The organism is Nocardia sp. NPDC056000, from assembly GCF_042269265.1.
Classification (GTDB): Bacteria; Actinomycetota; Actinomycetes; order Mycobacteriales; family Mycobacteriaceae; genus Nocardia.
Genome location: NZ_JBHJXS010000008.1, coordinates 289,705 through 312,742, shown reverse-complemented (window position 1 = coordinate 312,742; position 23,038 = coordinate 289,705). Strand labels below are relative to the sequence as shown.

At 69.8% G+C, this 23,038-nt stretch carries 2 protein-coding genes (1 of these 2 cut by a window edge); both read right to left on the bottom strand.

The annotated features are described in order from the left end of the window. Window positions 1-4,880, bottom strand: the 5' portion of a protein-coding gene (locus tag ACFC4D_RS24755) for a non-ribosomal peptide synthase/polyketide synthase (protein WP_376066857.1). 23,761 nt of this gene lie to the left of the window's left edge; only the first 4,880 of its 28,641 coding nucleotides appear in the window; it begins with the start codon at window positions 4,878-4,880; its stop codon lies off the left edge, out of view. Next, window positions 4,880-23,038, bottom strand: a complete 18,159-nt coding sequence (locus ACFC4D_RS24750; protein WP_376066854.1) for a non-ribosomal peptide synthase/polyketide synthase — start codon at window positions 23,036-23,038, stop codon at window positions 4,880-4,882. The genes ACFC4D_RS24755 and ACFC4D_RS24750 overlap by 1 nt, the downstream gene beginning before the upstream one ends.

Genomic DNA, 23,038 nt, shown 5'->3' with positions numbered 1-23,038 from the left:
CGCTGACCGCGGAACTTCACCTGGAAATCGATGCGGCCCAGGTAGACCAGTTCACCGTCCTGGGTCCACTTCACCAGATCGCCGGTGCGGTACATGCGCTCGCCGCCGAACCCGAAGGGGTTGGCCACGAAGCGATCCGAGGTGAGGTCGACGCGGCGGTGGTAGCCGCGCGCCAGCTGCACACCGGCCAGGTAGAGCTCACCGGGGACGCCGATGGGGGCGGGGCGCAGGCGCGAATCCAGGACGTAGACCTGGGTGTTCCACTCCGGTTCGCCCATGGGGACCGCGTGCGGCTCATCGCCCACCTCGCGGTAGGTGACGGTCACCGCCGCCTCGGTGGGGCCGTACAGATTGTGCAGATCGGCGTCGCAGACCGCGCGGAACGCCGCGACGGTCTCCGGCGGGAACGCCTCACCGGCGACGAAAACCGCACGCAGGGAATCGAGTTCGCCCGCCTCGGCGTGGGCGGCGAAGACCGACAGCATGGACGGCACGAAATCGGTGAGCGTGACACCGTGCGCGGCGACGGTTTCGGCGAGGTAGCGGGCATCGCGATGCCCGTCCGGCGCGGCCAGCACCATGGTGGCACCGGCGCGCAGCGGCAGGAAGTAGCCCCACAGCGAGACATCGAAGGTGGAGACGGTCTTCTGCAGGTAGACATCCTTGCGGCCGATACCGTATTCGGCCTGCATCCACGCCATCTGGTTGGCGATGGCGCGATGGCTCACGGCGACGCCCTTGGGCTTACCGGTGGAGCCGGAGGTGAACAGCACGTACGCGGGGTGCTCCGGATGCAGCACCGCGCGGCGCTGGCGATCGGTGATCTTGGCGGCGGAGTACTCGGCGAGATCGAGTTCATCCACGCGGTGCAGCGGGACGTCGATATGCGCGGGCAGCGCGAAACCGTCACCGGCGGTGGTCAATACGAGCTGCGGTTCGGCGGTGCCGAGAATATGGCCGATGCGCTCGATCGGATGCGAGGGGTCGACGGGGACGTACGCGCCACCGGCGCGCAGTACCGCGTACATGGCGAAGATGAGCTCCACCGAACGGCCCATGGCCAGCACGACCAGGGATTCGGGACCGACACCGGATTCGATGAGCAGGCGAGCCAGTCGATTGGCGCGCTCGTCGAGATCGGCGTAGGTCAGCTCGGTCGTGCCGAATACCAGGGCGCGCGCCGCGGGGGTGCGCTGCGCCTGGGCGTCGAAACCGGCGTGCAGGAACAGATCCGGGACCTTGTGGCCGGTGGCGTTCCAGGAGTCGACGACATAGTCGAGTTCACCGGCGTCCAGCAGTTCGAGATCGCCGATCGCGCGCTCGGGCGCGGCGGTGGCGGCGGTCAGCAGGCGGGTGAATTTGGCGGCGAACTCCTCGACGGTGGGCGCGTCGAACAGTTCTGTGGCGTAGTTGAATTCGGCGCGATAGCCCTCGCCGTCCTCGGCGACGGTCAGTTGCAGGTCGAATTTGGCGAAACCGGCGTCGAATTCGACGGTTTCGGTGTCCACCCCGGGAAGTTCGGGGGTGGAGACGCCCAGGTTCTGGAAGACCAGGGCGACCTGGAACAGCGGATGGCGATTGCGGGCGCGGGCCGGATTGAGCACCTCGACCAGGCGCTCGAACGGCACATCGCGGTGCGCGAACGCGCGCAGATCACGTTCGCGGGCAACCGAGACCAGGTCGGCGAAGGACAGTTCGCCGCGCACCTCGGTGCGCAGCACCAGCGTATTGACGAACATGCCGACCAGATCGTCCAGGGCGCGTTCGCCGCGACCCGCGACGGCGGTGCCGATGGCGATATCGGTGGTGCCGGACAACCGCGCCAGCAGGGCGGCCAGCGCGGCGTGCAGCACCATGAACGGGGTGGCCCGGGCCTGGGCGGCGAGCGCGTCCACGGCGGTGCGCAAATCGGCGTCGAGTGCGAAACCGACTGTCGCGCCGCGATATCCGGAGACCGTGGGGCGCGGGCGATCGGCGGGCAGATCCAATTGCGCGGGCAATTCGGCCAATTCCCGGGTCCAGAACGAGAGCTGGCGCGCGGCAAGCGATTCCGAGTCGGCGTCATCGCCCAGCAGGCGCTGCTGCCACAGGGCGTAATCCGCGTACTGGATCTCCAGGGGAGCCCAGTCCGGCCGTTCCCCGGCCCGGCGCGCGGTGTACGCCTCGACCAGATCGCGCACCAGCGGGGCCATGGAGACGCCGTCGGCGGCGATATGGTGCACCACCAGTACCAGCGTGTGATCGGTGGCATCGGCGCGCAGCAGGCGCAGGCGCAGCGGAACCTGTGCCGCCACATCGAATCCGCGCTTCGCCTCGGCCTCGATGGCGGCGCGCAGCTCACCCTCGGTGGTATCGGCCGGGGTCAGCTCGGCGGCGATCGGATGCCCGGCCGAGATCGGGCCGAGCGGTGCGGCGTGCACGAGCTGGATCGGACCGGCGGGGGTCTGCGGATAGGAGGTGCGCAGCACCTCGTGGCGGGCGATCAGATCGGTGACCGCGGCGGTGAGCGCGGCCGTGTCCAGATCACCGCGCAGGCGCAGCGCGACTATCACATTGTCGACCGCCGCCGCGTCGAAACCGTCGGCGGGCGTTGCGGATTCGTCGTGCGCGAGGCGATTCAGGAACCACATGCGCTGCTGTGCGGGCGAGAGCGGCACCAGGGCGGGCCGCTCCGCCGCCGCGAGCACGGGGCGATCGGCGTCGAATTCGGCCGGGCCGATCAGTTCGGCGTCCGAATCCAGCTGGGCGGCGGGATCATCGGCGAGCAGGGCGAGCGCGGCGACGGTCGGGCGCTCGAAGAAATCGCGCACATCCAGGGTGATGCGCAGCGCCTCGCCGACCCGGGCGATGGCCCGGGTGGCGATGAGCGAATTACCGCCCAGGGCGAAGAAATCGTCATCCGCGCCGACCCGGTCGGTACCGAGCAGATCCGCGAAGATGGCCGCCACCGCCAGCTCGGCGGTGGTCTCCGGCGCCCGGAATTCGACCGCGGCATCGGTGAATTCGGGCTCCGGCAGCGCGCGCCGGTCCAGCTTGCCGTTCGGGTTGAGCGGGAATTCCGGCAGCGCCATGAGCACGGCCGGAACCATGTACTCGGGCAGTCGATCCCGCGCCGCCGCCAGCACCGCGGCGGTATCCAGTTCGGCCGCGGCGGGCACCACGTAGCCGATCAGATGATCACCGGTCGCGGTGTGGTGCAGCAGCACCGCCGCCTGCGCCACCTGCTGATGGCTCAGCAGCGCGGCCTCCACCTCGCCGAGTTCGATGCGCAGACCGCGCAGCTTCACCTGGAAATCGGTGCGGCCCAGGTATTCCAGTTCATTCGGGCCGCCGTCCACGGCGGGCTGCCAGCGCACCAGGTCACCGGTGCGGTACATGCGATCACCGGGCGCGCCTTCGGGATTGGCGACGAAGCGCTCGGAGGTCAGGCCGGTGCGCGCCACGTAGCCGCGTGCCAGCTGCACACCGGCCAGGTAGAGCTCGCCGACCACGCCGATCGGGACCGGGCGCAGGTTCTCGTCCAGCACCAGCAGATCGGTGTCGTCGGCGGCCGCGCCGATCGGCACCTGCACGGTGTCGGCGGCGGTCACCTCGTGCGCGGTCACGTCGACCGCGGCCTCGGTGGGGCCGTACAGATTGTGCAGCGTCGCACCGCTGACATCGCGGAATCCGGCCGCGGTGGCGGCGGGCAGCGCCTCACCGGAGGCGAAAACCGCGCGCAGCGAATCGGATACGCCCTCGTGCGCGGCCTCGGCCACGAACACCGACAGCATGGACGGCACGAAATGCGCGATGGAGATGCCGTAGTCAGCGATGGTGCGCAGCAGATAGGCCGGATCACGATGCCCGTCCGGCTCCGCGATCACCAGGCGCGCGCCGATCTGCAAGGGCCAGAAGAACTCCCACACCGATACGTCGAAGGTGAAGGGGGTCTTCTGCAAGACCGCGTCATCGCCGTGCAGCCGGTACATGCGCTGCCGCCAGCGCAGATTCGCCACGATCGCGCGATGCGAGACCGCAACGCCCTTGGGGCGGCCGGTGGAACCGGAGGTGAAGATGACGTAGGCGATATTGTCCGCCATCGCCTGCGGCACCTCGGGATCCGCGCTGGGCGACAGCGCCGAGGTGGTGACCGTGCGCTCGAACTCGTCGATGCGCAGCACCGGGACGGCGGTCTCGAAATCCGGTTCATCGGCCGTGGTGGTCAGCACCACGGCGGGATTCGCGACCGACAACACATACGACAGGCGCTCGGCCGGATGATCCGGATCCAGCGGCACGTACGCGCCACCGGCCTTGATGATCGCGTACATGCCGACCAGCAGTTCGAACGAACGCCGCACGGCCAGGCCCACCAGCACATCCGGGCCGACGCCCGAGGCGATCAGACGGCGGGCCAGAGTGTCGGCGCGGGCGTCGAATTCGGCGTAGGTCAGGCTTTCGCCGCCGAATTGCAGCGCCACCGCGTCGGGGGTGCGGCGCACCTGCTCCTCGAACAGCGTCGCGAGGGTTTCGACCGGGGCCAGGTGCGGGGTGAGCACGGCGGCCGCGGCCTCGACGGCGTCATCGAGCAGGTCGTCCAGGACGGCGGTGAGCGCGCCCTCCTCCCCCTCCATGAGCGCCGGCAATTGACCCGAGATGACGACCTGGACCAGTGCCTCGGGTTCCAGTGCGCCGCCCATGGCCTCGGCCAGCGCACCCAGTTCGGCCGCGAGCGGGCCGTAGGCGACGGTGAGATCCCCGTGCCGGACCGCTATGCGATCCGGGTCCAGGGCTGCCACCGTTTCGATCAGATTCGGCAGGTCCGCGGCGCCGTAGGCGCTACGCAGCGCCGCATGGTTACCGAACCGGTTGAGGGCGACCGACTCCACACGAGACATCAGAGGTCTCCTTCTGACTGAACCAGCGCCTGCGCCGCGCCCGAAAGCGTGTGCAGGACTTGGGACAGGCCACCCGCACCGAGGGCGGCCAGGATGCCGGGCACCAAACCGGCGAGCGCGATATTCACCAGGGCCTCCGGCTTCGCCGCGGCGCCCATGGCCCGGGCGACGGCGGCGATCTTGGTGGCCAGATCGCGGTAGGTGACGCTGTGCGCGCCGTGCGTGACGGCGACAGCGTCGGGAGCGAGCTCGGCGGCGGCTGCGATGAGCGCCGGGAGCTCGGCCGCGGGCACCTCGGCGGGTGTCCGCTCCGCCCCGGCCGTCGCACGCGACGGCACCGGGGTGGACGCCGGACCGGAGTTGCCGCTGCGAGGCCGCTCCGATTCGGTACGAATATCGATGGCGCGCACCGTGATCGCGGGATTCGCGGCGATCGCGGTGAGCACGCCCAGCAGCCGCTCCGCCAGCAGGCGAATGGTGGCGGCGTCGAAAATATCGGTCGCGTAGGCGAATTGCATGCGCAATCCGGTGACGCGGCCGCGCGGGTCGTACTGCTCCAGCGCGGTGAGCTGGAGGTCGAACTTGGCCTCGGCCAAGCGCGGTTCCAGCACCTCGACATCCAGGCCGGGCAGTGCGACCGTGCCGGTGTTCATGTTCTGGTAGGTGAACATGACCTGGAAGAGCGGGGTGTACGCGGTGGATCGGGCGCGGCCGGACGCGGCCAGCACCGCCTCCACCACGCGCTCGAACGGGGCGTCGGCCTGGGCCAGGGCGGCCAGATCGCGATCCCGGACCTGCCGCAGCAGATCGGTGAACGGCGCTCGGGTGTCCACCTCGGCGCGCAGCACCACGGTGTTGACGAACATGCCGATCAGGTCGTCCAGGGCGCGTTCACCGCGACCGGCGACCGGGGTGCCGACGGCGATATCGCTCAGGCCCGACAGCTTCGACAGCAGCACCGCGAAGGCACCGTGCAGTACGCCGAACAGGGTGGCGTTGTGTTCGCGGGCCAGCGTGGACAGGCGCTCGGTGAGATCGGCGGAGATCTCGAAATCGACCGTGTCACCGCGCATTTCGCGGCGAGCCGGACGCGGGCGGTCGGTGGGCAGCGGGAGCTGCTCCGGGAGACCGGCCAATTCGGTGCGCCAGAAGCCGAGCTGGGCGTTGAGCAGGCTGTCCGCGTCGGCCTCGGCGCCGAGCACGGTGCGCTGCCAGTCGCTGTAATCGCCGTACTGGATGGCCAGCGGAGCCCAGGACGGGGCGGCACCGCCGAGTCGACTCGTGTACGCCGACACCAGGTCTCGCGCCATCGGTGCGACCGAGTAGCCGTCGGTGCTGATGTGGTGCATGACCACGACCAGCACGTGATCGCTCGCCGATACCGACAGCAGCGCGATGCGCACCGGCGGGGCGATCGTGACATCGAAACCGGCCGCGACGATTTCGGCGATGCGATCGTCGATACCGTTGGCGGACAACGGGATCGGGGTCAGGTCGAAGTGCACGTCGTCGACGGCCAGTACCTGCTGGACCTCACCGCTGTCCAGCCTGGGGTAGCGGGTGCGCAGGATCTCGTGGCGCTGCACCAGATCCCGCAGGGCGGCGGCAAGTGCGGCGTGATTCAGCGTGCCGGTAAGGCGAATCGCGGCGGGCACGTTGTACGCACCCGAAGCGGGGTCGAGCTGGTTCACCACCCACATGCGCTGCTGTGCCAGCGACAGCGGAGCCGGTCCGGTACCGGTCCGGCGGACCAGGGCGGTCCGGGTGTCCGACGGATCGATCGCGGCCAGCCGCTCGGCCAGTGCCGATACGGTCGGCGCTTCGAACACCGCCGCGACCGGCACCCGCACACCCAGATCCGCGCCCAGGCGGGCCGCGAGCCGGGTCGCCATGAGCGAATTACCGCCCAGGGCGAAGAAATCGGCGTCGAGGCCGATGGCGGCATCGGACTCCGGGGTCGCCTCGGTCACGGCGAGACCGATGACCTCGGTGAACGCGGCCGCGACCAGACGCTCGATCCGCGATACCGGGGCGCGGTAGGCGGCGGCGGTGAAGACCGGTTCGGGCAGGCGCGCCCGGTCGACCTTGCCATTGGCGTTGAGCGGCAATGCGTTCAGCACCACCAGGGCGGCCGGGACCATGTAGTGCGGTAGTTCGGCCGCGAGCGCGGTGCGCAACCCGGCCGCCACCTCGTCGTAGCGGGCCGGGTCGGCACCCGGCACGGCCGCATAGGCGACCAGCCTGGCTCCATTGCCACTGTCATCGCGGGCCACCGCCACCGCGGCGGTCACCCCGTCCTGCCGGCGCAGCGTCGTCTCGACCTCGCCGAGCTCGATGCGGAAGCCGCCGATCTTCACCTGGAAATCGGCGCGATCGACGTATTCCAGTGCGCCATCGGCACGGCGGCGGACGATATCGCCGGTGCGGTACAGGCGGCCCGCGCCGAACGGGTTGGCCACGAAGCGATCCGCGGTCAGCCCGGGGCGGCCGTGGTAGCCGCGCGCCAGCTGCGCACCGGAGAGGTAGAGCTCGCCGGGGACGCCGATCAGCACCGGCTGCAAACGCGAATCCAGTACGTACGCACCGCTGTTCCAGGCCGGAGCGCCGATCGGAACGACCTGCTCGGGCTGCTCCGACACCTCGAACGCGGTGATGGACACGGCGGCTTCGGTCGGGCCGTACAGGTTGAACAGGCGCGCCGAACCCGAGGCGTGCAGCCGCAGGAACTCGGCGGCGGTGGCGACGGGCAGTGCCTCGCCGATGGCCAGCACCGTGCGCACCGAAGCCGGGAGGGGGCCGGTGGTGAGCAGCATGCCGAGCAGGGACGGGACCGGGTGCAGGACGGTGACGGCGTGCGTGTCCAGCAGTTCCCGCAGGCGGTCCGGATCGCGCTCGTCACCGGGGGCGGTGACAACCAGGCTGCCGCCGGTGGTCAGCGGCGACCAGAACTCCCACACCGACAGATCGAAGGTGGCGGGGGTCTTGAGCAGTGCGCGATCCCGCGCGCCCAGGGCGAAAGTGTCACGCAGCCAATGCAATTGGTTCGCGATGGCGGCGTGCGGGAGGGAGACGCCCTTGGGCTTGCCGGTGGAGCCGGAGGTGAAGATCAGGTAGGCGGGATTGTGCGGGCGCAGCGGGCGCACCCGCTCACCATCGGCGATCGGCGCGGACGAGAACGCTGCGGTGTCGAGGCGATCCACCTCGTGCACCGGGAGCACCGTCTCGAACGGGACGCCGTCGGCGGCAGTGGTGAGAACCGCTGCGGGAGCGGCGGTCTCGACGATGTAGGCGATGCGATCGGCCGGGTGGTCCGGATCGATCGGCACGTACGCCGCACCGGACTTGACCACCGCGTACATGGCGATCACCAGCTCGACGGAGCGGCGCATGGCCAGCACCACCGTCTGCTCCGGACCCACGCCATCGGCGATCAGGCGACGGGCCAGGCGGTTCACCCGAGCATCGAATTCGGCGTAGCTCAGCGCGATTTCGCCATCCGCGCTGAGCAGCGCGACCGCATCCGGGGTAGCGGCGGCCTGGGCGTCGACCAGATCCACCAGGGTGACCGGAGCGACCGCGTGCGCGGTGGCATTCCACTCCGTGAGCACCCGCTCGCGCAGGTTCGCGCCGAGCAGATCGATCGAGCCGACAATGCTGTCCGGTTCGGCCGCAACGGTTTCCATCACCCGCCGCAGGGCGGCGGCGAAGCGCAGCGCGGTGGCCTCGGTGAACAGATCGGTGGCATAGCCCAGGGTCAGCTCGACCCCGGCGGGCACACCGGCGTCGCCGTAGTGGTCGACCGCGAACAGGTGCAGGTCGAACTGGGCGATCTCATTGTCGAATTCGACCTCCGAGACCGTCAGACCGGGCAGCTCCAGGGCGGCGCGCTCATGGTTCTGGAAGGAGAAGCCGACCTGGAACAGCGGATGCCGGGCGGTGGAGCGCTGCGGGTTGAGCACCTCCACCAGACGCTCGAACGGGACGTCGGCGTGCGTGAAGGCGGCGATATCGGCGGTGCGCACCCGGCCGAGCAGCGCCGAGAACGGTTCCGCCGCATCGATTTCGGTGCGCAGCGCCAGGGTGTTCACGAACATGCCGATGATGTCGTCCAGGGCGGCCTCGCCACGACCGGCGATCGGGGTGCCGACGGTGATATCGGCGGTACCGGACAACCGGGCCAGCAGGGCCGAGAACGCGGCGTGCACCACCATGAACAGGGTCGCGCCGTGCCGGCGGCCCACCTGGGTCAGCTCGGCGTGCAGCTGGGCGTCCACACCGAACGCGATGCGCTTACCGCGCAGGCTCTGCCGTGCCGGGCGCGGGAAATCGGCGGGCAGATCCAGCTGATCCGGCAGACCGGCGAGGGTCGCGCGCCAGAAGGTGAGCTGCTGTGCCGCAATCGATTCCGCATCGCTCTCGGCACCGAGCAGCGCGCGCTGCCACAGCGCGTAATCGGCGTACTGCGCCGCCAGCGGCGACCACGCCGGGGCGGCACCGGCCAGGTGTGCGTCATAGGCGTGCATGAGATCGCGCACGAACGGCACCAGCGAGGAGCCGTCGGCCGAAATATGGTGCAGCGCACCGGCGAACACGTATTCCGGGCCGACCGCGTCGGTGATCCGGAACAGTGCGAACCGCACCGGAACCGCAGTGGTGACATCGAATTCGGTTCCGGCGAGTTCCAGCATGCGCCGCGGCAATTCGGCTGCGGTGCAGTCGATGACATCCAGCGGCTGTGCGGCCTGTTCGGCGGACAGCACCACCTGCACCGGTCCGGCGGCGGTCTCCGGATAGACGGTGCGCAGCGTCTCGTGCCGCTCCACGAGTTCGGCCACGGCCGCGCGCATGACGGCGATATCCAGATCGCCGCGCAGGCGCAGCGCCAGCGGAATCGTGTACGCGGTCGAGCTGCCGTCGAAGCGGTTCAGGAACCACATGCGCTGCTGTGCGGGCGAGAGCGGCAGACTGTCGGGCCGCTCCCCCGCCACCAGCGCGGGACGCGAAACACCCTGCGGCGCGACCTCGACGCGGGCCGCCAGCGTGCCGACGGCGGACGCCTCGAACATCGCCCGCACACCGACGGTGGTGCCGAGCGCCTGCCCGATCCGCGCGACCGCCTTCGCGGCCAGCAGTGAACTGCCGCCCAGTTCGAAGAAGTCGTCGTCCACGCCGACGCGCTCACTGCCGAGCAGATCGGCGAACACCCCGGCCACGATCTCCTCCACCGGTGTGGACGGAGCCCGGAACACCTTGGCCTCGAACACCGGCGCGGGCAGCGCCTTGCGATCCAGCTTGCCGGAGGCATTGAGCGGGAACGCGTCCAGCACCACGAAGGCGGCCGGGACCATGTAGCCGGGCAATGCGGCCGCGAGTGCGGAGCGGATCTGATCCAGCTGTACGCGATCGGCGGCGGTCGCCGGAACCTGCGCGCTGTCAGCGGCACCCGCGCCGCGAGTGTTCGCGGCGGTGTCCGCGATTCCTGTGCTCGCGGTCGTGGCGCTTTCCGGGGCGTTCGCGATATTCGCGACGGGGGCGGCGGAGATCGCGGGGACCAGATAGGCGACCAGCTGGTCACCGAGGCGGTCGTCGGAGCGGACCACGACCACGGCTTGAGCGATGGAATCCTGTGTGATGAGCGCGGATTCGATCTCGCCAAGCTCGATGCGCAGACCGCGCAGCTTCACCTGGAAATCGGTGCGGCCGAGGTATTCGATCTCGCCTTCGGCGTTCCACTTCACCAGGTCGCCGGTGCGGTACATGCGCTCGGAGGTGCCGAAGGGGTTGGCCACGAAACGATCCGCGGACAGGTCCGGGCGGCCCAGGTACCCGCGAGCGAGCTGATCACCCGCGAGGTACAGCTCACCGGCGACACCCGGGGCGACCGGGTTCAGGCGGGCATCGAGCACGTAGGTGCGGGTGTTCCACACCGGGCGGCCGATCGGCACCGACAGCGTGTCGGCGTCGACGACCTCGTGGTAGGTGACGTCGACGGCGGCTTCGGTGGGGCCGTACAGGTTGTGCAGGCGGGCACCGGTCAGCTCGCGCAACTGCTGCGCGATGGTGACGGGCAGCGCCTCACCGGACGCGAACACCTGGCGCAGAGCCGTACCAGCGGTATCGCCGATCGTGGAGGCAGCGGCGTCGCCGAGTTCCGCAACGAACAGTGCCAGCATGGACGGCACGAAATGCGCCGTGGTGATGCCTTCTTCAGCGATCACCCGGGCGAGGTAGGCCGGATCGCGGTGGCCGTCCGGCTTGGCGACGACCAGACGCGCGCCGGTCTGCAAGGGCCAGAAGAACTCCCACACCGACACATCGAACGTTGCCGGGGTCTTTTGCAGCACAGCGTCATTCGCGTCGATCGGGTACTCGTGCTGCATCCACAGCAGGCGGTTCACGATCGCGCCGTGCTCCACCGCGACACCCTTGGGGCGACCGGTCGAACCGGAGGTGAAGATGACGTACGCGGTGTGCGACGGGCTGATCGCCTGTCCGCGTTCGGCATCGGTGATCGGCGCGGCGGAGTACTCGGCGAGGTCGAGGGTGTCGACCTCCACCAGCAGGGCACCGCTGGCGGTTGCGACGGCATCGCGACCGGTGGTCAGGATGGCGGCGGGGCGCGCCGTATCCAGGACGTAGTCGATGCGATCGGCGGGCTGATCCGGATCCAGCGGAACGTAGGCCGCACCGGCCTCGAGCACCGCGTACATGGCGATCACCAGGTCGACCGAGCGGCGAATCGCCAGGGCGACAGTCGCTTCCGCGCCGATGCCCTGGGCGATCAGGTGCCGGGCGAGGCGATGCACCCGGGCGGCGAACTCGGCATAGGACAGTTCCACGCGAGCCTCGGTGTCACCCTCGAAGATGACCGCGGTCGCCTCGGGGGTGGCCAACACCTGCGCCTCGAACAGTGCGACCAAGTTCGTGGCGGCGCGCCGCGCGTCGGCGGAAACACCTTCCGCCGCCGCTCCGCTGTTCAGCGGCAGCATGGTGGTGATGTCGCGGGCGGTGGCGTTCCACTCGGTGAGGACGCGGCGGCGCTCGTCGGCGCGCAGCAGGTCGATATCGCCGACAGCGATCATGCGGTCGGAGGCGACCGTCTCCAGCACCTGTTCGAAGCGGCGGGCCAGCAGGGCGATGCTGTCGGCGTCGAAAAGGTCGGTGGCGTAGGTGATCTCGATATCCATGCCGCCGGTGCGGCCCTCGGCGGCGAAGGATTCGGTCACCGTGAACTGGAGGTCGAATTTGGCGATGCCCGACTCGATCTGGGCGGGGTGCACGCGCAGACCGGGCAGTTCCAGGGTGGGCAGCGGGAAATTCTGGAAGGTCAGCAGCACCTGGAACAGCGGGTGCCGGTTCTGGGCGCGGGCGGGGGCGAGCGCCTCCACGACGCGTTCGAACGGGATGTCGGTGTGCGACAGGGCCGCGATATCACCACCGCGGACCTGACCGAGCAGGGTGTCGAACCCGGTGCGCGGATCGATCTCGGTGCGCAGCACCAGGGTGTTGACGAACATGCCGATCAGGCCGTCCAGGGCCTGTTCACCACGTCCGGCCACCGGGGTGCCGATGGCGATATCGGTGGCGCCGGACAGCCGGGACAGCAGGACCGCCAGCGCCGCGTGCACGGTGCTGAACATGGTGGTGTCCAGCTTCAGCGCCAGCGCCGCGAGGTCACCGTGCAGGCCCGCGTCCACGGTGAAGTGGTGCGTGCCGCCGCGCTGGGTCGACACCGCGGGGCGCGGGCGATCGGCGGGCAGGTCCAGCTGATCGGGCAGCCCGGCCAGGCGGGTGCGCCAGTAGTTCAGCTGACGCGCGGCCTCGGACTCCGGATCGGTGTCCGCACCGAGCACCTCGGACTGCCACAGCGTGTAATCCGCGTACTGCACGGGCAGCGGCTGCCAGGCCGGGACCTGACCGGTGTGGCGGGCGATGTACGCCGCCATCAGATCCTGTGCCAGCGGGCCGAGCGAGAAACCGTCTGCGCTGATGTGGTGCAGGACAAGGGCCAGTACGTGTTCGGTGCCCGACAGCCGGAAAAGCTCAGCGCGCACGGGGGTTTCGGAGGTCAGGTCGAACGCGTGGGTGGCGGCGGCGACCAGGCGGGCATCCAGTTCGGATTCGTCGAGCTGCTCGGCGACGACCGCCGGAACGCTCTGCGCGACAGGCAGAATCACCTGTTCGGGACCTTCCACCCCGTCCGGGTACACGGTGCGCAGGGTTTCGTGCCGCGCCACCAGATCGGCGAGCGCACCCGACAGCGCGACCGTGTCCAGCTGTCCGGAGAACCGGATGACCAGAGGGATATTGTCCGCCGCCGCACCGGGTCCGGCGGTTTCCTCCGCCGCCCAGTACCGGTTCAGGAACCACATGCGCTGCTGCGCCAGGGCCAGCGGCAACCGCTCCGGGCGCATGCGCGGCAGCAGCGGCGTGCGCGCGCCGGCGCCGGAGCGTTCATGCGCGTACTCGGCCAGCGCTGCCACACTGCGGGTTTCGAACAGTGCGCGCACCGGGATCTCGCAATCCAGGGCCACGCCGATGCGGGCGACCGCGCGCGCCGCCAGCAGCGAACTGCCGCCGAGCGCGAAGAAATCATCGTCGACGCCGACCCGCTCGAGACCGAGCAGTTCGGCGAACACACCGGCCACCGCGATCTCGGCGGGCGTACCGGGCTCCCGGTACGCCGCACCCTCGAAAGTCGGGGCTGGCAGAGCGGCGCGATCCAGTTTTCCATTGACCGTCAGCGGAATTCGATCGATCACCACGATGGCGGAAGGCACCATATGCTCGGGCAAACGACGGGCGATCGCCTGCCGGAGCACGGCGGTGTCCACGGTCGCCTCGGCAACCACGTAGCCGACCAGGCGGTCCTCGGCGACGATATCGTCGTGCCGGACCACCACGGCGGCCTCGCGCACACCGCGCTCAGCGAGCAGCGCGGCCTCGATCTCGCCGAGTTCCACGCGGAATCCGCGCAGGTTGACCTGCTGATCGGCGCGACCCAGGTATTCCAGTTCACCGGTCGCGGTCCAGCGGGCCAGGTCGCCGGTGCGGTAGGCGGAGCTACCGGCGGGACCGAACGGATCCGCGACGAAGCGGGCCGCCGACAGCGAGGGACGCGACAGATAACCGCGCGCGAGCTGCCCGCCGGAGACGTAGACCTCACCGGGCACACCCGGCGCAACCGGGCGCAGGCGCGAATCCAGCACGCGCACAACCAGGCCCGGCAGCGCACCGCCGATCACACTGGCCGAACCGGTGTCCGGGGTGATGGGGCGGTACGACACGTGCACCGTGGTCTCGGTGATGCCGTACATGTTCACCAGCGCCGGGGCCTGCGGATGGCGGGCGAACCACTCGCGCAGCCGCTGCGGCTCCAGGGCCTCGCCACCGAAGATCACCACGCGCAGTGCGAGATCGTCGGCCTGCCGCTCCTGATCGGCGGCGATCAGCTGGTAGAACGCCGACGGAGTCTGGTTGAGCACCGTAACCCGTTCGGCGGCGAGCAGTTCCCGGAACTGCTGCGGCGAACGCGAGGTGAAGTAGTCGACCACCACGACGCTGCCGCCGGACAGCAGCGGGCCCCACAGCTCCCACACCGAGAAGTCGAAGGCGTAGGAGTGGAACATGGTCCACACGTCGGACGGGCCGAAGGCGAAGTGCCGCTGCGAATTGTCGAGCAGCCGAACCACATTCAGATGCGGGATGAGCACGCCCTTGGGGCGGCCGGTGGAACCCGAGGTGTAGATGACGTAGGCGGTGTTCGCCGGGTTCAGCGTGGCGCGACGATCGGCATCGGTGACCGGGGCGTCGGAGTGGTCCGCCAGATCCAGGGTGTCGAGATCCAGCACCGGACCGCCGAACCAACCGGCGGGCAGATTCGCGGCCGCGCTGGTGAGCGCGCACACCGGGCGGGCGTCATCGAGCACGTACTCGATGCGGTCGGCCGGGTAGTTCGGATCGATGGGCAGGTAACCGCCACCGGACTTCAGCACCGCGAGCAATGCGACGACGAGTTCGGCGGTGCGCGGAAGCGCAACGGCCACCAGCGATTCCGGGCCGACACCGGCGGCGATGAGGCGGCGGGCCAGCCGGTTCGCGCGGGCGTCGAGCTGAGCGTAGGTGAGGGTGGTCTCGCCCGAGCGGACGGCGACGGCGTGCGGATCGATCAGCGCGGCGGCGGCGAAACGATCCGCCAGCGTGGCGGTTTCGGCGATATCCGGGCCGGTGGCCGACCACTCGTGCAGTACCAGCTCGCGCTCATCGGCATCGAGGACCTCGATATCGCCGACCGGCAGCAGATCGTCGTTCGCGACCGCGGTGACCACGCGCTCGAAGCGGCGAGCCAGCGCCGCGATGCCGTCGGCGTCGAAAATATCGGTGGCGTAGGTGAATACGGCGGCCAGGCCGCCGTCGGCCTGCTCGCCGATGGAGAGTTGCAGGTCGAATTTGGCGGTGTGCGTATCGATATCGAGCCGCGATACCTCCAGGCCCTCCAGCTCGAGGGCCGCGCCCGCGATGTTCTGGAAGTCCAGCACCACCTGGAACAGCGGGTGCAGACCCTGCGTGCGCACCGGGTTCAGCGCCTCGACCAGTCGCTCGAACGGGACGTCGGCGTGCGCGAAGGCGCGCAGGTCGGCGTCGCGGACGGCGGAGACCAACTCCGCGAACGAGTTTCGCGGCGCGACCTCGGTGCGCAGGGCGAGGGTGTTGACGAACATGCCGACCAGGCCGTCCAGCGCCTGCTCACCACGACCGGCGACCGGGGTGCCGATGGCGATATCCGACTGTCCCGAAACCTTGGCCAGCAGCGTGGCCAGGGCCGCGTGCACCACCATGAACAGCGAGGCGTTCGAGCGCTCCGCGAGCTCCCGCAGCCGCTCGTGCAGCCCGGCGTCGAGGGTGAACTCGAACCGCGCGCCACGCCCGGAGGCGGTGGCCGGACGCGGCCGATCCAAGGGCAGCGACAGCTCGGGAGCCAGCCCCGAAAGTTCATCCCGCCAGAACGAAATCTGCTGCGCCAGCAGCGACTCCGGTACACCGGCGTCGCCGAGCAGTTCCCGCTGCCACAGCGCGTAATCGGCGTACTGCACCGGCAGCGCGGCCCACTGCGGAACCTCACCGCGACGGCGAGCGGCGTACGCGGCCATCAGATCGAAGGTCAGCGGCGCGACCGACAGACCGTCGGCGGCAATGTGATGCACCGCGAAGACGAGCATGTGCTCGTCATCGGAGGTGCGAAGCAGGTTGAGGCGCAGGGGAACCCGGCTGTCGACGACGAAGGGCTGGAGGGCCAGTTCGCGGATGCGGGCATCCAGATCGGCGGCGGCGACGTCTTCGGTGCGCAGGCCGACGGCGGCTTCGGTGCGCGGGAGTACCTGCTGGCGGCCGATGCCGTCGGTGGCGGGGTAGATGGTGCGCAGGGTTTCGTGGCGCTCGATGACATCGTCGAGGGCTGCTGCGAGGGCTTCGCGGTCCAGGTCGCCGGAGAGGCGGATGGCGGCGACCAGGTTATCGGCCACCGAGGCGGTGTCGAAGCGGTTCAGGAACCACATGCGCTGCTGGGCGTAGGACAGCGGCACGGTGGCGGGGCGCTCGCCCGCGACCAGCGGCGGGCGGCCGCCGGTGCCCGCGAGATCGCCGAGGGCGGCGGCCAATTCGGCGACCGTGCGGGCGTCGAAGATCAGGCGCACGGGGACGCGGGCGTCCAGGGCCGCGCCGAGGCGGGCGGTCAGGCGGGTGGCGATGAGGGAATTGCCGCCCAGATCGAAGAAGTCGTCGTCCGCGCCGATGGCGGCGCTGCCGCCGAGCACCTCGGCGAAGGCGGCGGCCACCAGGCGCTCGGCCGAGGTGGTGAGGGCGCGGTATTCGCGAGCCGCGAATTCCGGTGCGGGCAGCGCCTTGTGGTTGAGCTTGCCATTGGGGGTCATCGGCAGTTCGGCGATGACCGTGAAGGCGGCGGGCACCATATGCGGGGCCAACCGGCCCGCCAGGCTCGCCCGCACCGACTCGGTGCGCACGCCCGCGGCGGCATCGGCGGGCACCAGGTAGGCGGCCAGCTGATCACCGCGCACCGCATCGCTGTGCACCACCACGACGGCCTGACGCACCTGCTCGTGCGCGGCCAGCGCGGATTCGATCTCACCGAGTTCGATGCGGTAGCCGCGCACCTTCACCTGGGAGTCGTTGCGGCCCACATAGATGACGGAGCCGTCGGCGGCCCAGCGCACCAGATCGCCGGTGCGGTACATGCGCTCGCCCGGCGCCCACGGGCAGGCCACGAAACGATTCGCGGTCAGCTCCGGGCGACCGTGGTAGCCGCGCGCCAATTGCGTTCCGGAAACATACAATTCGCCGATCGCGCCGACCGGCACCGGCTGCAGCGCGGCATCGAGCACCCATTCGCGCACACCGCGGATGGGGCGGCCCACGTGCACGGGCTCACCCGCGCGCAGCGGCTGCGACATATTCACGATGACCGTGGTCTCGGTCGGGCCGTAGGCGTCGACGATGGTCCGCCCGGCCTCGACCCAGCGGCGCACCAGTTCGGCCGGTACGGCCTCACCGCCGACCGCGACCGACTGGACATCCGGCAGATCCGCCGGATCCAGCGAGGCGGCGGCGGACGGCGTCATGGCCAGATGCGTGACCCGCTGTACCCGAGCGAAATCCGCGAGCTCCTGACCGACGGTCGCACCGGCGGGCGCAATCACCAGGGTGGCCCCGGAATTCACCGCCAGCAACAGTTCGGCAACCGAGATATCGAAGGACGGCGAGGCCACACTCAGCACCCGCGCGCCCGGATGACCGAAGTAGTGCACGGTCTGCTCGGCCGCCAGGCTCACCAGCGCCTCATGCGTGACCAGCACGCCCTTGGGCAGACCCGTGGAACCGGAGGTGTAGATGGCGTACGCGATGTGCTGCGGGTGCAGCGGGCGCAGCCGGTCCGCGTCGGTGATCTGCTCGGCCGAGAATCCGGCGCAGGCGGCCTCGAACGCGGGATCGTCCAGCAGCAGCCAGGGCAGCGGGCCCGGCAGCGCGGCCCGGGACGCGGCCGTGGTCAGGCCCAGGACCGCGCGGGAATCGGTCACCATATGGGTGATGCGGTCCACCGGGTAGGCGGGATCCACCGGGAGCCAGCCCGCACCCGATTTGATGACCGCCCAGACCGCGGTGACCTGTTCGATGGAACGCGGCACGCCGACGGCGACCAGATCGTCCGGGCCGATGCCGCGGTCGATCAGCAGTCGCGCCAAACGCGAAGAGGCGGCGTCGAGTTCGGCGTAGGTGAGGGCGCGGCGCTCATCGCACAGGGCGATATCGTCCGGATCGGCCTCGGCCGCCTCGGCCAGCACCTCGGGCAGCAAACCGGTCGCGACGACCGGGCCACCGGAGCGGGTGGTGAGATTGGCGTATTCGCGCGGGGACAGCAGCGGTAGATCGGCGACCACGGTCGCGGGGGCGGCGGTGACGGACTCGAGCAGGCGCAGGAAGCGCGCGGCGAGCACGGAGATGGAGGCGGAATCGAAGAGGTCCGTGGCGAAAGCGAACTCCGCCTGGATCCCCGCCGGTGCCGGACCTTCCCCGGGACCGGCACCGGCGAAGCTTTCGGTGACCGCGATCGATAGGTCGAACTTGGCCACTCCGGTGTCCAGCGTACCCGGCATGGCAAGCAATCCGGGCAGTTCGATGTCGATATTCCCGGTACCGGTGAAAGACAGCGTCACCTGGAAGACCGGATGGCGGGCTTGTGAGCGCGCCGGATTCAGGGTCTCGACCAGCTGCTCGAACGGCACATCGGCGTGCGCGAAGGCGGCCAGATCGGATTCCCGTACGGCGCCTAGCAATTCGGCGAAGGTGCTGCGCGTGTCGATATGCGTGCGCAGCGGGAGGGTGCCGACGAACATACCGATCAGTTCGTCGAGATCGCGTTCGCCGCGGCCGCCGACGGGGGTGCCGATGACGATGTCATCACCCCCGGACAGGCGCGCGAGCAGCACCGCGAGCACCGCGTGCATGAGCATGAAGGCCGAAACCCCATGTTCCTGAGCGGTTTCCAGCAATTGAGAGTGCAGACCGGCCGGTATTTCCAGATGGTGGGTACCGCCGCGACCGCTCGCCACCGCCGGACGCGGGCGATCCGAGGGCAGATCCAACTGCTCCGGCGCGCCGGCCAGCGTGCGCGTCCAGAACTCCAACTGCTGCGCCAGCAGGGAATTCGGATCGGCCGCGTCCCCGAGCCGTTCCCGCTGCCACAGTGCGTAATCCGCGTACTGCAGCGGCAGCGGGGCCCAGCCGGGCGCGTGACCGGCCAGGCGCGCGGTGTACGCGGCCACCAGATCCCGCGCCAGCACGGGCAGCGACAGACCGTCCGCCGCGATGTGGTGCAGGACGACGGCGAGCGCGAAATCCGCCTCGCCACTGTCCTTTTCGTCCTGAATGTCGAAAAGGCGGGTCCGGAAAGGGATCTCGGTCTCGAGATCGAAACCGCGAGCGGCGAACTCGAGCAATTCGGCCTCGAGATCCGCGGCCGCGATCTCCTCGACCACGGCGATCAGATCGGTGCCCGCGATCAGACCCGTCGCGGTGGCGTCGAACTCGGTCACCGCATCGGTCAGCAACTGATCAGCGAGCGTCTCCAGCGCACCGCGCGGGGACAGCGAGGCCGCCGGAATCACGCGCTGGCACGGACCCTGCGGGGTCTGCGGGAAGACGGTGCGCAGCACCTCGTGCCTGGCCACCAGATCCGCGATCGCGGCCCGCATGGCGTCCGCGTCCAGCTCACCGTGCAGGCGCAGCACGAACGGCATGTTGTAGTCGGCGCTGCCGGTGGCGAACCGGTTCATGAACCAGATGCGCTGCTGAGCGGGCGAGAGCGGGAGCACCTCGGGACGCTCACGCACCGCGAGTTCGGGCACCCTCGTGCCGAATTCGGCATCGTCATCGAGGAACTGCCGCTCCACCAGCTCGGCCAGCGTCGCCACCGTCGGCGCGCCGAAGAGCTCGCGCACCCCGATCCGGCAGCCCAGATCACCGCTGATGCGCGCCGCCACCCGGGTGGCGATCAGGCTGTTGCCGCCCAGGGCGAAGAAATCGTCGTCGAGCCCCAGGCCCTCGCGCTCGAGCACCTCGCCGAAGACCCGCGCTATCGCCTGCTCCACCACCGAAACGGGGGCGCGATAGACGGTGACGGTCGGCTCCGGCGCGGGCAGCGCCCGGCGGTCCAACTTGCCGGAAGCATTGAGCGGCAACGCATCCAGCACCACGTACGCGGACGGCACCATATAGGAGGGCAGCGCCTCGGCGGCCGCGATGCGCAACGCCGCCACATCCGGCGCTCGATCGGCGGCCGGAACCAGATAGGCGACGAGCTGTTCGTCGCGCACCACCACAACCGCCTGACGCACGGAATCCTGTGCGGCGAGCACGGTTTCGATCTCACCCAGTTCGATGCGCAGACCGCGCAGCTTCACCTGGAAATCGGTGCGCTCCAGATAGACCAGTTCGCCCTGCGGCGTCCAGCGCACCAGATCGCCGGTGCGGTACATCAATTCACCCGCGTCGCCGTGACCGTCGCGCCCGGTGAAGGGATCGGCGACGAAACGTTCCGCGGTCAACCCCGGCCGTGCCACGTAGCCCCGGGCGAGCTGAACCCCCGACAGATACAGCTCACCCGGGGTCCCCACGGGGACCGGCCGCAGACGTGAATCGAGCACGTACAGCCGGGTATTGGATACGGGCGCGCCGATCGGCACCACCTCGGTATCCAAGTCGGTGACCGCATGGAAGGTGACGTCGACCGCCGCCTCCGTCGGTCCGTAGAGGTTGTGCAGCGCCGCGCCGGTGAGCGCGCGCAAGCGCTGCGCGGTGGCGGCGGGCAGCGCCTCACCGGAGGCGAAGACCAGCCGCAGCCGCATATCGCGCGCGGACGCCGCGACCAGCTCGCCCAGGAACACCGCCAGCATGGCGGGCACGAAGTGCGCGACCGTGATCCGTTCGCGGACAATGGTTTCCGCCAGATAACCGGGATCGCGATGCCCGTCCGGCGTCGCCACGATCAGCGTCGCGCCGATCTGCAACGGCCAGAAGAACTCCCACACCGAGACGTCGAAGGTGGCCGGGGTCTTCTGCAGCACAATGTCTTCGGCGGTCAGACCGTACTCGGACTGCATCCAGGCCAGCCGGTTCACGATGCCGCGATGCGTGACCGCCACACCCTTGGGGAGGCCGGTCGAACCCGAGGTGAAGATGACATAGGCGGTATTGGATGGACGCAGCGGCGCAAGCAGTTCCGTCGTATCCAGGGGTGCGGCCGAGTACGCGTCCAGTGCGAGTTCGTCCAGATGCAGCACCGGTGCGTCGAATTCGGCGGCGGGCCGATCGGCGGAGCTGGTCAGCACCACGGCCGGTTGCGCCGTCGCCACGATGTGCGCGGTGCGATCGGCCGGATGATCCGGATCCAGCGGCACATAGGCCCCGCCCGCCGCCTGCACGGCGTACAGCGCCGTGACCAGCTCGGCCGAACGGCGCAGATGCAGCGCCACCGTGGTCTCCGGGCCGACGCCCAGCGAAATCAGATGCCGGGCAAGACGATTCACCCGTCCCGCGAGTTCGGCGTAGGTCAGTTCGACGGCCGGTTCCCCGGCGTAGCGCAGCGCCACCGCGTCCGGGGTGCGCGCGGCCTGCGCCGCGAACATGGACACCAGCGTCGCGTCCTCGGCGACCGGCGGCTCCGCCGCGCCGAAGTCCCGCGCGGTGTCATTCCAAATCCGCAGGCTCACTTCGCGTTCCAGCTCGGTGATGACCGGGACCGCGGCGAGCGGGGTCGCCGGATCCAGCTCCAGCAGCCGCTCCAGGAAACCGGTGAAGCGCGCGTGATGGCGGGCCAGATCGTCGCTGCCGTACAGATTCGGATTGGCCTCCAGCTCCAGGTGCAGCTGATCGGTGTCCGCGTAGTAGACCTGCAGGCTCAGATCCTCGACCGGACCGGTGGTGAGCACGTGATAGCGCGCCGTCGCCGCACCGAGCGGCAGGGCCATATCGAAGAGCATAAAATTGGCCAGCGGGCCGAACAGCGCGCGCCGGGTCTGCTGCCCGTCGCGATCGGCGTCCCGGCGAATGTCTTCGTGCCGATACCGCTGGTGGCGCACCGCGTTCGACAATTCCTGCCGCGCCCCGGCCAGTACCGCGCCCCAGCTGTCCTGATCGCCGACGGCCAGGCGCAACGGCACGATATTGGAGAGCATGCCCGCTGAACGCCGGGTGTAGTCATCGGTGCGCGCCGTCACCGGCAGGCTCACCACCACTTCGCGCTGATCGGTGAGCCGGGCCAGATATGCGCCGAAGGCGGCCAGCAGCACCACCACGGGCTTCGAATCCCGTTCGCGGGCAACCTGGTTCACACGATCCAGCACCCGCTGCGGCAACTGCCGGCCGAACCGCAGATTGGCGGCGGCGGGCGGGGCGGTGCGGCGATCCAGGGTGGTGGCCTCCAGGCCCAGCACCCGATCGGCCCAGTACTCGCGATCCCCGGCGAACTGCGCGCTGGCGCGATACCGCTGCTCGTTCTCGACCAGCACCGGGATATCGCCCGGATCGATGGCCGACGGTTCACCGCCGGTCATCAGCGCGTTGTACCGATCGGCCACGCGCAAAGTGATGTTGAGCGCGCCGAATCCGTCCAGCAGGATGTGGTGGCAGCGCAGGTAGAAGAAGTAGCGGTGATCCGCGACCTGCAGCACCGCACCGTTGAACAGGCGGTCGCGCAGCAGATCCGCGGGTGCGGAGAAGTCGGCGTGCATCCATTCGCGGGCGGCGGCGATCGGATCGGCCGCATCGCGCATATCCAGGTACGGCACCGGGACCGGCAGTGTGGGATCGACGATCTGCCGGGGCTGGCCGTCGACCTCGATCAGGCGTGTGACCAGCGCCTGGTACTCGCGCATGGTGTGGCCGGTGGCCTCGGCGATGGCGGCCGGATCGAGTTCGCCCTGTACGTCCACGTACTGCGCGACATTGATCGGCACATCCGGATCGAGCAGCTGGGCGTACCAGAGTCCGAGCTGCCCGGGGGTGAGTTCGAAAGCCTCCGGCGCGGGGCCGCTGCCCACCGCCCGATCGCTGCCCGGTCCGAAACCACCCAACTCCGTACCCTGCAC